Genomic DNA, 14,761 nt, shown 5'->3' with positions numbered 1-14,761 from the left:
CAACTCTTTAATTTATCACGCCTTATTGTGGTGCTGCGGCTTTTCTACCAAATTGGTTGTGACCACACTCAGTACATTCGAGTACTTCGCTAAAATGAGTGTATAAATGCACTTGATGGCATTGCTTACATTCTAGTTCGCCAAAGCCAATAAAATCTCCTGCTTTGTACACACCATCGTGTGCAAAATCATCGCTTAGTTCAGCCCACTCTACTTGTGATTTGTCGGTCATTTCAGCAAGTGTTGCCCACCATGATTCGTTCATTAAGCCCAAGTAAATTGAATGTTCACGGTCCGATTGCCAGTGTTGATAGAATTCACTCAAGTCAAATTTAAGGTTTTCAATGAACTGGCCAACTCTTTCTTCAGGCAATGCCTCAGCAGCCTTGGCGTAGAGTTTAGCCTGCTCAACAAATTCAACCATTTTTGTCACCTCGTGACGTTTTACTTCTTCTAACCAATTAGACATCTGAACAAAAACTTCTTGAAAACCTTTAGGATTTTCTTTTGACATAATTCCGTCCTACCTTTGGAAACCATTAATTTTCAGTATAGTAAACAATAACCAAATGTATTTATTTGATATCAAGTTTTACGGTTATTTTATAGCGAGCAGCTTAAACAAAATTTAGTGATTAAGCTTGTTGTTATTCATGCAGATAAGGTATTCTATGCGGATATCTAATTTTTGCTGTGCAGTTGTTCAATTTACTGTACTTAGCGCCCTTTTATCGTGTTTGAGAAATCTTTAATGGAATCCATTTACAATCCCCAGTCAATCGAAACAGAAGTTCAAAAATTCTGGACTGAAAACAAAACGTTTAAAGCTGTAGAAAAGCCAGGAAAAGAAAAGTTTTACTGTCTGTCTATGTTCCCATACCCAAGTGGTCGACTGCACATGGGGCATGTACGTAACTACAGTCTCGGCGATGTGATTTCTCGTTACCAACGTATGCAAGGCAAAAACGTCATGCAACCTATGGGTTGGGATGCCTTTGGTTTGCCTGCAGAAAATGCCGCGATCAAAAATAATTCAGCACCAGCAAAATGGACCTATCAAAATATTGATTACATGCGTAACCAGTTAAAATTATTAGGTTTCGGCTACGACTGGGATCGCGAATTTGCGACTTGTCAAAAAGATTACTACCGTTGGGAACAGTGGTTTTTTACTAAGCTTTACGAAAAAGGTTTGGTGTACAAGAAAAATGCAACCGTAAACTGGGATCCTGTCGATCAAACCGTACTTGCCAATGAACAAGTTATTGACGGTCGTGGCTGGCGCTCTGGCGCTATTGTTGAACGTAAAGAAATCCCTCAATGGTTCATCAAGATAACTGACTATGCCGAAGAATTACTAACAGATTTAGACCAATTGGAAGATTGGCCTGAGCAAGTTAAAACCATGCAGCGTAATTGGATTGGCCGCTCTGAAGGTGTCGAAATGACGTTCTCACTAGAGAACAGCGAAGAAACTTTCGATATCTATACCACTCGACCTGATACTGTGATGGGCATTACGTATGTAGCGCTTGCTGCACAGCATCCATTAGCGCTTAAAGCAGCTAAGCAAAATGCAGAGCTAGCAGCGTTTATTGAAGAATGTAAAACCAGTAAATTGTCTGAAGCCGACATGGCGACAATTGAGAAAAAAGGCGTAGATACCGGATTAAAAGCCATTCACCCATTAACGGGTGAAGTTGTTCCAGTATGGGCAGCGAATTTCGTCTTAATGGATTACGGTTCAGGCGCGGTAATGTCAGTACCAGGTCATGATCAACGAGACTGGGAATTCGCCACGAAATACGGATTAACCATCAGGCAAGTCATTCAAGGTCAAGAAGATGAGGACATTGCCAACGCTGCCATTACCGAAAAAGGCACGTTAGTTAACTCAGGTGAATTTGACGGATTAACATTTGACGCTGCATTTAAAGCCATTTCTGAAAAATTAGTGGCAGAGAATAAAGGCCAAATTAAAGTGAACTACCGTCTACGTGACTGGGGCGTATCACGCCAGCGTTACTGGGGTACTCCTATCCCAATGATCAATCTAGCCAATGGCGAATCAGTGCCAGTGCCTGAGTCAGAACTACCTGTTGAATTACCTGAAGATGTGGTGATGAACGGCGTAACCTCTCCAATTAAAGACGATCCAGCGTGGGCGAAAACAACCTATAACGGCGAAGAAGCATTTCGTGAAACAGATACTTTTGACACTTTCATGGAATCGTCATGGTATTACGCACGTTACTGTTCACCAGATAGCACTGACGCTATGCTTGATCCGGAAAAAGCTAACTACTGGTTACCTGTAGATCAATACATAGGTGGTATTGAACACGCTATTTTGCACTTATTGTATGCACGTTTTTTTCATAAATTATTACGTGACGTCGGTTTAGTAGAATCAAGCGAACCGTTTAAGAGCCTGCTTTGCCAAGGTATGGTACTTGCTGACACTTATTACCGTGAAGCTGACAACGGTGGACAAGACTGGATAGCGCCATCTGACGTTGATGTAGAGCGTGATGAAAAAGGTAAGATCACATCGGCTAAAAGTAAAATCGATGGTGAAGACGTTATTTCCGCTGGCATGAGTAAAATGTCTAAGTCGAAAAATAACGGTATTGACCCACAATCAGTGATTGAGCAATATGGCGCGGATACCGTGCGTTTATTCATTATGTTCACTTCACCACCAGAGCAAACCCTAGAATGGTCTGATTCGGGCGTTGAAGGTGCACACCGTTTCTTAAAGCGTGTATGGAAACTTGTGCATGACTTTACAGAACAAGAAGGCGACATCGCTGCGGATATAAATAATTTAAATGCGGTTCAGAAAAAACTAAGACGCGAACTGCATAAAACCATCAAGAAAGTCAGTGACGATATCGGCCGAAGAAATACCTTCAATACAGCTATTGCCGCCATTATGGAACTAATGAACCATTTGGCCAAGGCGTCAATAACTACACCTGAAGATCGTGCAGTGATGCAAGAAGCTATTCGTTCAGTTATCTTAATGCTAACGCCAATTGTGCCACACATGTGTCATCACTTATGGCAGCAAGTAGGGCATGGCGGTAACGTTGAAGATGCGCTATGGCCAACATTAGATGAGTCAGCCTTAGTTGAAGACGAGAAACTTATTATCGTACAAGTAAACGGTAAATTACGAGCCAAGTTAACTATATCTGCAGGCGCTCCACAAGCTGACGTTGAAAAGCTTGGCTTTGAAGAAGAAAATGTTGCTAAGTTTATCGAAGGCAAAACAGTACGTAAGGTTATATACGTTCCTGGCAAGTTATTAAACATTGTTGCTAACTAAGCACTCTGAGGTGTATTTGTGAAGATCACTAACAAAATGAAAAAATTCGTCCCAAATGGGCTCTCAATAAAGGTGATTAGCCTCATGTTAATCACTGCCCTTTTGACAGGATGTGGATTTCATTTACGTGGTGATTTTCTTCTACCGCCTGAACTACAGACTCTATATGTTTCCTCTGTTGATCGACATGGTGAATTAACACGTTTAGTGAAAAATCACTTCGCCATCAACAAAGTGAACCTGGTAAAGTCATCTCAAGGTGATATTCCAGAGCTCAAAATTCTTAAAGACAATTTGAATCGAAGAACACTTTCAGTTTTTCCAAATGGACAAGTAGCGGAATATGAGCTCATTTATTCAGTACGCTATCAGCTGAAACTGGGAAATGATTCACAACAATATTCATTTGAGCTCAACCGAGACTATCAAGATGACCCAGACAAAGCTCTTGCGAAAAGCCGTGAATTATCATTAATATTGAGCGAATTACGACAAGAGGCCGCGGATCGAATTTTACGTGACCTATCGAGCTACAAGGCAAATATTTAACTCTGTTTTATGAAGATTTACCATAACCAACTGGCCAGTACTTTTACGCAACCCTTGCCTACAGTGTGGCTAGTTTGTGGTGATGAACCTTGGCAAAAAAATGATGCCATAAAACAAATTCAATATACAGCGCAGCAACAAGGCTATGTCGAACGTTTAACGTTCACCGCCGATGATAAATTCAATTGGCAAGATTTACTTGATGAATACATGGCAATGAGCCTCTTTGCCAGTCAGCGAATCATTGAAGTTGAATTGCTCAATAAAGTGAATGATGCTGGTACTAAAGCGTTATTGTCATTAGTTGAACATCTGCACCAAGATGTTGTTTTGATATTTCATGGTACCAAACTCGATGCTGCGACAACCAATAAAAAATGGTTCAAATCTCTAAGCAGTCATGGTGTCTACTTACCTGTTTATGATTTAGACACTAAAGCCCTAAGACAGTGGCTTAATCGACAAGCACGGCATTATCAGCTCAACCTACCGGCTGAATCTCAAGCTCTTTTGATTGATTTATTTGAAGGCAATGTCCTTGCCCTTGATCAAGAGCTGCAAAAATTATCACTGTTATATACAAATAAACAAGTTACAGCTGAAGAAATATCAGAACTTGCAATAAAACAAGCTAAGTTTAATCCCTTTCAATTAATTGATGCCTTATTGTTAACCGACAGCGCCAAATGTCTTGCGATTGTCGAACAGCTGCGTGAAGAAGGCAGTCCTATTGGACAAATCGTCTGGTTCATTCATAAAGAACTGCACAATTTGAAAGTTATGCTCGATGAGCAAGCACAAGGGAAATCGTTTAGCGACATCTGCAAGGCACATCGAATCTGGAAAAATAAAGAGTATTTATATAAAAAGGCCTTGTCACGATATACGCCCGGTGCCATCAACGTTGGCATATCTCGTTTAGCCTCGGTTGATTTGATCAGTAAAACCACCAGCGACTTCGATCCTTTTGTCTTGATTTCGGATTTATGTGTTGGGCTTATTCATCAAAAAGAATATTTGAACTTACCACTTAACTACGAATTTGAATAACCTCATGAATAGCCATCAAAGTCGTGACATTGCTATATTAGGTGGGACATTTGACCCAATACATTTAGGCCACATAATCCCAGCGCAACAAATAATTGGCTGGATGAGTATTTCAGAGCTCATATTACTACCTGCTCACATTCCTCCACACAAGTCTCGCCCTTTGACGCCCAGTAACGTGCGGGTTGAAATGGTAGAATTGGTCTGTCAACAGCACGACAATATTGCCTGCGACACTCGTGAACTTAGCAGAAATAAACCCTCATATACGATAGACACGCTAAAAGAGTTTAGGCAGGAATACCCGGCACATCGCTTATTTTTTTTAATAGGCATGGATTCATTGATTAGTTTTACCACTTGGTTTGAGTGGCAAAATATTTTAAAACTTTGTCATATTGTTGTTAGCACTCGGCCAGGCTATGACAAAGACACACTTTCTGAAGAAACAAAGCAATTACTTGAACAGCGACAAGTGTCACTGGAATCGCTTGGCAAGGAAAAGTCAGGAAAAATCATCATGGCTCCGCCGTGTGAATATGATATTTCTTCCACCATGGTTCGCGAATACATTGCACAACAAAAAACGGTCGAGCAATACCTAACCCCCGAAGTAGCCAAGTACATAAATGCTCACCAACTATACAACCCCATAAACAAATCGAACAGCGAAGTTAACGCTCGCCAAAAAAAGTGCTAATATCAGCATTATTAATCTATCCGAAGGAACCCACATTGCAAAGTGAAGATCTAACACGTTTTGTTGTTGAAAAAATTGAAGACTTAAAAGGTCGAGACATTATAACGCTCGACATTCAAGGTAAAGCCAGCTTCGCCGATTACATGATAGTGGCATCAGGTAACTCAAATCGCCATGTAAAATCTGTAGTACAAAATCTAGCGACAGAATGCCGCGCTGAAGGTGTAGAGCCTTTGGGCTTAGAAGGTATTGATGTTGGTGAATGGTCACTGCTCGATTTAGGGTCAGTAGTAGTCCATGTCATGACGGACGAATTAAGAGATCGTTACCAGTTAGAGCAACTTTGGTCGTAATCCACTTTTCTCATGTTATTTTAATTTAATCGGGTCAACATTATGCGTCTCACCTTGTATGCCGTAGGAAATAAGATGCCTGCTTGGGTTGTCCAAGGGTTTACTGAGTACACGCGACGTTTTCCGCGCGATCTGTCTTTTCATCTAGTAGAGATTCCTCCGGGGAAACGTGGAAAAAATGCAGATATTGCACGCATTCTAGATAAAGAAGGTGAATTAACATTAGCAGCTATTCCTAAAGGCAACCGCATTGTAACTCTCGAAGTTACAGGAAAACCGTGGGATACGCCACAATTGGCCAGCCAGTTAAAGCGATGGCAGCATGATGGACGAGATGTTGCCTTACTGATTGGCGGACCTGAAGGCTTAGCACCTAGCTGTATTACCGCGTCAGAGCAAAAATGGTCATTGTCTCCATTAACACTACCTCACCCTATGGTGCGCATTGTCGTTGCTGAGAGCTTGTATCGGGCTTGGAGTGTTAATAATAATCATCCTTATCATAGAGAATAAATTCGACTGAGATGGTTAAAACTAAACGCGTCAGCATAAAAAACCACACCGCAGAAGCAAACCTATTTGCTCGCCGCACATTTATTGCCTTTATTGGCGTGCTTGTTATGCTCATTATCTTGTTTAGTAATGTTTATAACCTTGAAGTTAATAGTTTTGAAAAATACCAAACTCGCTCTAACAGCAACCGAATAAAATTATTACCTGTGGCGCCCAATCGTGGCCTCATTTATGATAGAAACGGGGTATTGTTGGCGGAGAATAAACCGATATATTCTCTGGAAATTATTCCCGAAGATGTAGAAGACATTGAAGAAACGATTAAAGCCGTGAGTAACCTACTGAGTATCAGTGAGGAAAAACAAGCAACATTTTTTAAATCAATTAAAGGCAAACGCCGTTTTAAACCGGTAGAACTCCACTCTAGATTAAGCGATCAGCAGGTAGCCCTTTTCTCGGTAAATCAACATAAGTTTCCAGGTGTATTCATTGATGCTCGTTTAAAACGCTATTATCCTTTTGCCGATTTAACCACTCATAATCTTGGTTACGTTGCTAGGATTAATCGAAAAGATGCTAACAAACTTGAAGCCAGCGGTAAGGCCGAAAACTATGCCGCAACCAGAGAGATAGGCAAGCTGGGATTAGAGCGTTACTATGAAGATATTCTCCACGGCACCATTGGCCACCAAGAAGTAGAAATTAATAACCAAGGCCGTGTTATACGTACACTCGACTTCACTCCGCCGACACCTGGGAAAGATCTCACATTAACATTAGACATTGAGCTGCAAATGATTGCCAAACGTGCACTTGCCGGAAAACGTGGCTCTATTGTCGCATTAGATCCTCGTGATGGTGGCGTGCTCGCCATGTACTCCAATCCAAGCTATGACGGCAATTTGTTTGTTCATGGCATCAGCACTAAAAACTACAAAAAACTACTGCAATCGAAAGACTTGCCTTTAATAAATCGCTCTGTTCAAGGTTATCCACCGGCATCAACAGTTAAGCCATTTTTAGCATTATTAGGGCTTGAGCAAAACATCATTACACCGGAAACGCGAATTTGGGATCCAGGCTGGTACCAGTTAAAGGGCATAGAAAACAAATACCGTGATTGGAAAAAATGGGGACACGGCTGGGTAAATTTAACAAAATCTATCGAACAATCATGTAATGTCTATTTCTATGACTTAGCCTACAAACTAGGCATCACTAAAATCAGCACCATGATGGAAAAGTTTGGTTTCGGTGATTATACCGGTATCGATATTCACGAAGAAAGCGCGGGGATTTTGCCTAGTGTAGGTTGGAAAAGAGCGCGATATAATGAGCCTTGGTATACTGGTGAAACGATATCTGTTGGTATTGGCCAAAGCTATTGGACGGTAACACCACTTCAGCTTGCGCAGGCCTTATCAAACTTAGTCAATGAAGGTCAAAGACGCCCACCTCATTTCTTAAAGGCAACATCACAAACTGAGTTTTTGCAACAAGGTGACAACAATGTCGCAAAAGTCAGTGCTACACCTTACGAAATAGAAGAAATGCCCCCCATAGAGATATCAAACCCTGAAAATTGGCGATTGGTGCTTGACGCTATGCACAACACAGTTCAAAAAGTTGGTGCAACAGGCTACAACGCATTTAAAGGTTCAACCTACGACGCTGCGGGGAAAACAGGCTCTGCGCAAGTAGCCCGTATTGCCCAAGATCAAAAGTATGATGCGAAGAAAACCGCAGAAAATAAACGTGATAACGCGATGTTTATCGCTTTTGCACCTTATGAAAAACCAGAAATCGTGGTCGCCGTTGCCATTGAGAATGTTGAACAAGGCGGCGGGGCAACAAACGCAGCGCCTGTAGCAAGGCAAATTATGGATCAGTATTTCGGAAATCGCGTGATCGCCAGTAGCACAGAGAGCCTTCATCCCTTGCACGGCAAGCAATATCAACAAGCCCAACAATCTAATCATAATCATCAAATGGGCGGACATTAATGAGAAGTCACGGTCAAGAGCAACAAAAAAAGCTCGATATTTGGCAAAAGTTCCATCTAGATATGCCGTTATTGCTCGGACTCATCACGTTAATGATATTGGGCCTTTTTGTTGTTTATAGTGCTGGCGGACAAAATATAGATCTTGTGATCAGACAGGCAAGACGTATCGGTGTTGCCTTCATTGTAATGCTATTTGTTGCCCAAATTCCTCCCATGGTATTTCGCAAGTGGGCCGTGCCAATGTTTGTCGCTGGCCTTATTATGCTCATCGCAGTACTGCTTGTAGGTACTATTGGTAAAGGGGCGCAGCGTTGGTTGAATTTAGGCTTTATGCAATTTCAGCCCTCAGAAATCATGAAATTGGTCGTCCCCATCATGATTGCTTGGTTTATCAGTCAATATGATTTACCAGCAAAAATTCCTCATATTATTGCCGCTTTCATACTAGTACTCATTCCAACATTACTGATCGCAAAACAGCCAGATTTAGGCACATCGTTACTGATCGCAAGCTCTGGCATCTTCGTGATATTTCTGGCTGGAGCAAGTTGGAAGTTGATAGCCACCTGCGTCGGTTTGGCCTCAGCCTTTACACCTATCTTTTGGATGTTTTTGATGAAAGACTACCAAAAGCAACGAGTGCTGACGTTTTTAAATCCAGAACAAGATCCTTTAGGCTCAGGCTATCATATTATTCAATCTAAAATCGCCATTGGCTCAGGCGGATTACAAGGAAAAGGTTGGTTGCAAGGTACACAGTCTCAATTGGAATTTTTGCCCGAACGACATACTGATTTTATTTTTGCGGTTTTTAGTGAAGAGTTTGGCTTAGTAGGCGTTACGTTATTATTGTTGGTTTATCTTGCGATTGTCATGCGCGGTCTATGGATAGCAACAAATGCACAAGAAGCGTTTACTAAACTACTCGCTGGGAGTATCACCTTAACCTTTTTTGTTTATGTCTTTGTAAATATTGGTATGGTGTCAGGTTTATTGCCTGTTGTTGGTGTCCCTTTGCCACTGGTCAGTTACGGGGGCACATCAATGGTGACATTAATGGCAGGATTTGGCATGCTGATGGGTATTAGTACTCACCGACGATTTATTAGCTAACTCCTAAAATATGAATAAGACATCGCACCTTTTTTACACCGTATGTTTGATTTTATCCATCGCACTTAGCGGCTGTTCAAGTCAGTTTGGTCGTTATCAGCAAGCTAACGACAGCACCCCTACTCGTTTACCATCAAGCACCGAATTACGAGATGCAGTCCCTAGAGTTGAACAAAAAAGTCGTGGTGGCAATAGAGATTACACCGTTCGAGGCAAAAGCTATAAAGTGCTCAACGACGCTGAAGGGTTCACACAAACGGGCATTGCTTCATGGTACGGTAAAAAGTTTCACGGCCATTTAACCTCTAACGGTGAAATATATGATATGTATGCGATGAGTGCAGCCCATAAGAGCCTACCACTGCCGACATACTTGGAAGTGACGAATCTTGATAATGGCAAACATGTCATTGTTCGTGCTAACGATAGAGGACCGTTTCATCAAGACCGTGTTATCGATCTCTCTTACAGCGCAGCGTACAAATTAGACATGCTAAAAACAGGTACAGCAAATGTCCGTATTGTCGCAATTACCGATCCAATAGCTTTTAGTCAAAACAAGAACCGAAAAACAAAAGCCGCCTCCTCTGCACCGACAGCTCCGACAGCTCCGAATAACACTGTTAATACAACACAGAGTACAAAATTAACAACATCTGCTCAGGGCAATATTTATATACAAATCTTCGCGACAAAAAGTAAGAAAGTGGCGCTAGACACGGCGATGATTCTCAAAAAACAATACCAACACAATGTTATAACACCTCACCATCAAGGCTTATTCAGAGTGCAATTGGGCCCATTTAAAGAGCAACAAAACTTAACGCCTATTATCACAACACTGCAACAGTCTGGTTACCCAAACGCTTATCGTCGCAAAATATTACAATAACCTTAGCAATAGGGCGCTAGCACCGTAGTAATTACACATTAAGATGATATACTGACGGCAATTTTTTGTCTGTACAGTTGAACCTTTTACAGTCTAACTGTCATATTATTTAGTCGCTTGCACATTTGTCGTTAAATGTAGTGAGTGAGGCTTAATTTAATTTTAATCACTGGCTTTTCGAAGGAAAATTATGATAAACCCATTAGCTGGACTCATAGCTAAAAAATCCAATAAACTTCTAATGATATTCGGTGGTCTCGTATTCTCAGCCGCTGCATTTTCTCAAAGCATAAGTATTGTTCCTGATGCTCCTAAGGTAAATGCCAAAGGCTTTATCCTGATGGATTACAATACCGGCAAAGTGATTGCTTCTAATGAAGCGGATACTCAGCTAGAGCCCGCCAGCTTAACCAAAATGATGACCAGTTACATCATCGGCCGTGAAATGCAAGATGGTAACATTGCTAAAACAGATCTTGTCACCATTAGCGAAACGGCGTGGGCGAAGAACTTCCCAGATTCATCAAAAATGTTTATAGAAGTGGGCACCGAGGTTAGCGTTGATTTGCTAAACCAGGGTATTGTAGTTGCTTCTGGTAATGATGCTTGTGTCGCTATGTCAGAGCACATTGCAGGCAGCGAAAGTGCTTTTGCCGATTTAATGAATGCTCATGCACAACAACTAGGTATGAACAGCAGTTACTTCGAAAACAGCCACGGGTTACACAGCAAAGAGCATTACACCACACCTCGCGATATGGCGACGTTAGCCGCTGCATTGATTCGAGACGTGCCTGAAGAATATGCTCTTTATAAGCAAAAGTCATTTACCTATAACGATATCAAGCAATATAACCGTAATGGTTTACTTTGGGATAAAAGCTTAAATGTCGATGGCATGAAAACGGGTTATCACTCAAAGGCCGGTTATAGCTTGGTTACCTCTGCCACGAAAGACGACATGCGCTTGATCACTGTTGTGATGGGTGCAGACAGCGAACGTGCGCGTAAAGTTGAAAGTAAAAAATTGTTAAATTATGGTTTCCGTTTCTTTGAAACTTACACGCCATATCAAGCAGGTGAAAAGCTAACTTCAAACCGTGTTTGGATGGGTGACAAAAAGGAAGTCGACTTAGGTATCCTTGTTGACACGCCTATCACTATTCCACGCGGTCAACGTAAAAAGCTTGAAGCTAATTTTGAATTATCGAAACAACTTACCGCGCCAGTAACTAAAGGCGAACAAGTAGGCACACTCTTTTTACAACTTGACGGCGAAGACGTTGCTCAATATCCGTTAGTGACATTGCAGGAAATTAATGAAGGCAGCATGTTTAGCCGGTTAGTTGATTACGTCAAACTACAATTCGAACAATAATAACCGATCGCCATGTCACAGATATCCTTCTTGAATGGCAAGTTTGTAGCGGCATCACAAGCGAAAGTCTCGGTCTATGATCGGGGCTTTTTATTTGGCGATGCCGTATATGAAGTCATTCCAATTTATCAATCTCGCCCTTTTCGCCCTCAAGATCATCTTGATAGACTACAAAATTCGCTTAAAGCTATTGCACTGAAACTGGATTATTGCGATAAGTATTGGCATGCTTTGATTGACCAGATGATCAAAAAGAATAACGGCGGCAACTTATCGCTATATATTCAAATAACGCGCGGCAGTGAAATAGAACGAGATCATGTCGGGCGAGCTGATACTGAACCGACAGTGTTGATGATGGTGTCTCCCTTAAGCACAGAAATTGCGTCACTTACGCCGATAAAAACCACCTTGTTGCCCGATATTCGCTGGAAAAATTGCTTTATAAAGACAACGGCCTTGCTAGGGAACGTGATGCTCAAGCAACAAGCCTCACAAGCGGGTTATGAAGAAGCGATATTGCGCCGCGAAAATATTATAAGCGAAGGCACAACCTCAAATGTTTTTATGGTAAAAAATGGCATTATCTACACACCTATAGCGAACCAATATATCTTAGCGGGCATTACACGAGAGGTAATTATTGAAATTGCCGAAAATGCCTCCATAAAGGTAATTCAACAAAATATCACGGTTGAACAACTGCTCGATGCAGATGAAATTTGGCTATCTAGTTCGTCTCGAGAAATTAGCCCTGTCACCCAGATTGATGATAAAATAGTAGCTAAAGGTACCATTGGGCCCGTGACTGCAAAAATGCATCAGTTATTTCAAGCATTTAAGCGACGTTTAACCGGTTCATAATTGACGAGAAAAAGCATGCAAACGAAATTTGATGAATTACTAGAGTTTCCAACAGTCCTTAATTTTAAAGTCATGGGCGTCGCTTGTGATCATTTACCGGATCTCATCATCGCAGAATTGCAAAAACATACTCCCGGTGATTACACCCCGAAAATCAAGCCTAGTTCAAAAGGTAATTATCATTCAGTGTCTATCGCGGTACGAGTGACTAGTAAGGATCATATTGAAATGATTTATAAAACATTAACGGCAATCGAAGAAGTCCGTTACGTACTATAGTCCGCTTTGAAATACTATGATGTAAACCCGTTCTATCTTTCGATATAATAGTAGTTACCGAATAAAATGAGTAATTAGATTGCAAAATACGTTAATCATTCGACAACTTGCCCAAATGGATTACACCAGTGTTTGGCAAGCAATGCAGAATTTTACTGATAATCGTACTGAAAAAGACGCTGATGAACTTTGGTTTGTTGAGCATCCTCCGGTATTTACTCAAGGACAAGCGGGCAAAGAAGAACATTTACTCATGCCCGGTGATATTCCGGTAGTTAAGGTTGATCGAGGTGGGCAAGTTACCTATCACGGCCCTGGACAGCAAGTTGTCTATTTCATGATTAACTTGCGACGACGAAAAATTGGCGTACGTCAGCTAGTGACTTTGATCGAAAACAGTATTGTTGCTGCACTCGCTGACTATAATATCTCCGCTTATGCGAAACCAGACGCGCCCGGCGTATACGTTGACGAGAAAAAAGTCGCATCATTGGGCTTAAGAGTTCGTAAAGGTTGCTCATTTCATGGTTTAGCGCTAAACGTCGATATGGATTTATCCCCCTTTCTTAGGATTAACCCTTGTGGTTATGCAGGATTGGAAATGGTGCAAACTAAAGATCTCAACGGCCCTAGCACAGTATCAGATGCAGGCCATGCGTTAGAAAAACATTTAATTAAATTGCTAGAAGCGAGCGATGTTCGCTACCAAACAGGATTGGAACAAACAGATGACCACTAAATCTTCACGTATTGCTCCCGGCACTAAATTAAGGGATGCCGAGAAAATGGCACACATCCCAATTAAAGTAGTGACTTCAGAGCGTGAAAAAATGTTGCGTAAACCTGAATGGTTACGTATTAAGTTACCTCGCACGACTGAGCGCATTGATCATATAAAGTCATCGCTTCGTAAACATAACTTACATTCAGTGTGTGAAGAAGCATCATGCCCTAACCTATCAGAATGTTTTAATCATGGTACAGCTACGTTCATGATCCTAGGCGATATTTGTACACGTCGTTGCCCATTTTGCGATGTCGGTCATGGTCGTCCTTTAGCGCCTGATGCTAATGAGCCTGAAAAGTTAGCACTGACGCTTAAAGACATGGCACTAAAGTATGTGGTGATCACCTCCGTTGATCGAGACGACTTACGAGATGGCGGTGCCCAACAATTTGCCGACTGTATTTCACAGATCAGTGAACATGCGCCAAACACTAAAGTTGAAATTTTAGTCCCTGATTTTCGTGGTCGTATGGACAGAGCATTAGAAATTTTAAATGCCAATCCGCCGCATGTATTTAACCATAACTTAGAAACAGCCCCGCGTTTATATACCAAAGCGAGACCAGGTGCTAATTATCAGTGGTCACTCGATTTACTGAAAAAATTTGGCGAAGCGAACCCAGACGTGCCAACCAAGTCTGGTTTAATGGTCGGCTTAGGCGAAACCAACGAAGAGATCTTGCAAGTGATGCAAGATTTACGTGCTCACGGCGTAACCATGCTAACCATAGGTCAATACCTACAACCAAGTAAGCATCACTTGCCGGTTGAGCGTTACGTTCATCCAGATGAGTTTGATATGTTCAAAGCAGAAGCAGACAAAATGGGCTTTAAACATGCCGCTTGTGGTCCACTCGTACGCTCTAGTTATCACGCTGACAAACAAGCGGCTGGCGAAGAAGTGAAATAATACTCATTATTTGTGCCCGTTTAATCAGAAAGGTTAA

General features: G+C 41.6%; 15 protein-coding genes. 14 read left to right on the top strand and 1 reads right to left on the bottom strand.

Translation table 11 applies throughout. The annotated features are described in order from the left end of the window. Positions 1 to 22 precede the first annotated feature (22 nt). Positions 23 to 514 (bottom strand): zinc ribbon-containing protein, encoded by a 492-nt coding sequence (locus tag QUE03_RS04770; RefSeq protein WP_286265649.1) that lies wholly within the window; start codon positions 512 to 514, stop codon positions 23 to 25. A 237-nt stretch (positions 515 to 751) separates the two neighbouring features. Here QUE03_RS04770 and leuS point away from each other — a divergent pair, with 237 nt between their 5' ends. From leuS to lipA, 14 genes are all read left to right on the top strand, one after another. Beyond that, complete coding sequence (gene leuS, locus QUE03_RS04765) at positions 752 to 3,331, top strand: leucine--tRNA ligase (protein ID WP_286265647.1); 2,580 nt, start codon at positions 752 to 754, stop codon at positions 3,329 to 3,331. A gap of 84 nt (positions 3,332 to 3,415) precedes the next feature. Then, positions 3,416 to 3,880 carry an LPS-assembly lipoprotein LptE gene (locus tag QUE03_RS04760; RefSeq protein ID WP_286265645.1) on the top strand — a complete coding sequence of 155 codons (465 nt, stop codon included), beginning with the start codon at positions 3,416 to 3,418 and terminating at the stop codon, positions 3,878 to 3,880. Between the two features lie 9 nt (positions 3,881 to 3,889). Beyond that, complete coding sequence (gene holA, locus QUE03_RS04755) at positions 3,890 to 4,930, top strand: DNA polymerase III subunit delta (RefSeq protein ID WP_286265644.1); 1,041 nt, start codon at positions 3,890 to 3,892, stop codon at positions 4,928 to 4,930. 4 nt (positions 4,931 to 4,934) lie between these two features. Beyond that, positions 4,935 to 5,630 (top strand): nicotinate-nucleotide adenylyltransferase, encoded by a 696-nt coding sequence (gene nadD / locus QUE03_RS04750; protein WP_286265642.1) that lies wholly within the window; start codon positions 4,935 to 4,937, stop codon positions 5,628 to 5,630. A gap of 35 nt (positions 5,631 to 5,665) precedes the next feature. Continuing rightward, the gene (gene rsfS / locus QUE03_RS04745) at positions 5,666 to 5,983 is read left to right on the top strand and encodes a ribosome silencing factor (protein ID WP_286265640.1); all 318 of its coding nucleotides are present in this window, start codon (positions 5,666 to 5,668) and stop codon (positions 5,981 to 5,983) included. Between the two features lie 42 nt (positions 5,984 to 6,025). Next, positions 6,026 to 6,496, top strand: a complete 471-nt coding sequence (rlmH, locus tag QUE03_RS04740; RefSeq protein WP_286265638.1) for a 23S rRNA (pseudouridine(1915)-N(3))-methyltransferase RlmH — start codon at positions 6,026 to 6,028, stop codon at positions 6,494 to 6,496. Between the two features lie 11 nt (positions 6,497 to 6,507). Beyond that, positions 6,508 to 8,499 carry a penicillin-binding protein 2 gene (gene mrdA / locus QUE03_RS04735; RefSeq protein ID WP_286265637.1) on the top strand — a complete coding sequence of 664 codons (1,992 nt, stop codon included), beginning with the start codon at positions 6,508 to 6,510 and terminating at the stop codon, positions 8,497 to 8,499. Continuing rightward, a complete protein-coding gene (gene rodA / locus QUE03_RS04730) occupies positions 8,499 to 9,614 on the top strand; it encodes a rod shape-determining protein RodA (RefSeq protein ID WP_286265635.1) in 1,116 nt (371 codons plus the stop codon). Before mrdA ends, rodA begins: the two co-directional genes overlap by 1 nt. A gap of 10 nt (positions 9,615 to 9,624) precedes the next feature. Beyond that, positions 9,625 to 10,506: a septal ring lytic transglycosylase RlpA family protein gene (locus QUE03_RS04725; protein WP_286265633.1), complete on the top strand. Its 882-nt coding sequence runs from the start codon at positions 9,625 to 9,627 to the stop codon at positions 10,504 to 10,506. A gap of 241 nt (positions 10,507 to 10,747) precedes the next feature. Beyond that, positions 10,748 to 11,884, top strand: a complete 1,137-nt coding sequence (locus QUE03_RS04720) for a D-alanyl-D-alanine carboxypeptidase family protein (RefSeq protein WP_286267754.1) — start codon at positions 10,748 to 10,750, stop codon at positions 11,882 to 11,884. Between the two features lie 12 nt (positions 11,885 to 11,896). Further along, on the top strand, positions 11,897 to 12,748 hold the full coding sequence (locus QUE03_RS04715) for a D-amino acid aminotransferase (RefSeq protein ID WP_286265631.1): 852 nt from the start codon (positions 11,897 to 11,899) through the stop codon (positions 12,746 to 12,748). Between the two features lie 15 nt (positions 12,749 to 12,763). After that, the gene (ybeD, locus tag QUE03_RS04710; protein WP_286265629.1) at positions 12,764 to 13,027 is read left to right on the top strand and encodes a DUF493 family protein YbeD; all 264 of its coding nucleotides are present in this window, start codon (positions 12,764 to 12,766) and stop codon (positions 13,025 to 13,027) included. Between the two features lie 115 nt (positions 13,028 to 13,142). Beyond that, entirely contained in the window at positions 13,143 to 13,766 is a 624-nt protein-coding gene (lipB, locus tag QUE03_RS04705; protein ID WP_434020146.1) for a lipoyl(octanoyl) transferase LipB, read from the top strand. Continuing rightward, entirely contained in the window at positions 13,756 to 14,724 is a 969-nt protein-coding gene (lipA, locus tag QUE03_RS04700; RefSeq protein WP_286265625.1) for a lipoyl synthase, read from the top strand. Before lipB ends, lipA begins: the two co-directional genes overlap by 11 nt. Positions 14,725 to 14,761: the final 37 nt, after the last annotated feature.

This window comes from Thalassotalea atypica, from assembly GCF_030295975.1.
Taxonomy (GTDB): Bacteria; Pseudomonadota; Gammaproteobacteria; order Enterobacterales; family Alteromonadaceae; genus Thalassotalea_F; species Thalassotalea_F atypica.
The sequence above is the reverse complement of the archived record's forward strand: the minus strand, read 5'-3'. Positions and strand labels throughout refer to the sequence as shown.

Bases quoted from the DNA above. Each gene is read 5' to 3' on its own strand.
- mrdA (WP_286265637.1), top strand. From the start codon at position 6,508: ATGGTTAAAACTAAACGCGTCAGCATAAAAAACCACACCGCAGAAGCA.
- nadD (WP_286265642.1), top strand. From the start codon at position 4,935: ATGAATAGCCATCAAAGTCGTGACATTGCTATATTAGGTGGGACATTT.
- QUE03_RS04725 (WP_286265633.1), top strand. From the start codon at position 9,625: ATGAATAAGACATCGCACCTTTTTTACACCGTATGTTTGATTTTATCC.
- QUE03_RS04770 (WP_286265649.1), bottom strand. From the start codon at position 514: ATGTCAAAAGAAAATCCTAAAGGTTTTCAAGAAGTTTTTGTTCAGATG.
- ybeD (WP_286265629.1), top strand. From the start codon at position 12,764: ATGCAAACGAAATTTGATGAATTACTAGAGTTTCCAACAGTCCTTAAT.
- holA (WP_286265644.1), top strand. From the start codon at position 3,890: ATGAAGATTTACCATAACCAACTGGCCAGTACTTTTACGCAACCCTTG.
- QUE03_RS04720 (WP_286267754.1), top strand. From the start codon at position 10,748: ATGATATTCGGTGGTCTCGTATTCTCAGCCGCTGCATTTTCTCAAAGC.
- QUE03_RS04760 (WP_286265645.1), top strand. From the start codon at position 3,416: ATGTTAATCACTGCCCTTTTGACAGGATGTGGATTTCATTTACGTGGT.
- lipB (WP_434020146.1), top strand. From the start codon at position 13,143: ATGGATTACACCAGTGTTTGGCAAGCAATGCAGAATTTTACTGATAAT.
- leuS (WP_286265647.1), top strand. From the start codon at position 752: ATGGAATCCATTTACAATCCCCAGTCAATCGAAACAGAAGTTCAAAAA.
- QUE03_RS04715 (WP_286265631.1), top strand. From the start codon at position 11,897: ATGTCACAGATATCCTTCTTGAATGGCAAGTTTGTAGCGGCATCACAA.
- rlmH (WP_286265638.1), top strand. From the start codon at position 6,026: ATGCGTCTCACCTTGTATGCCGTAGGAAATAAGATGCCTGCTTGGGTT.
- lipA (WP_286265625.1), top strand. From the start codon at position 13,756: ATGACCACTAAATCTTCACGTATTGCTCCCGGCACTAAATTAAGGGAT.
- rodA (WP_286265635.1), top strand. From the start codon at position 8,499: ATGAGAAGTCACGGTCAAGAGCAACAAAAAAAGCTCGATATTTGGCAA.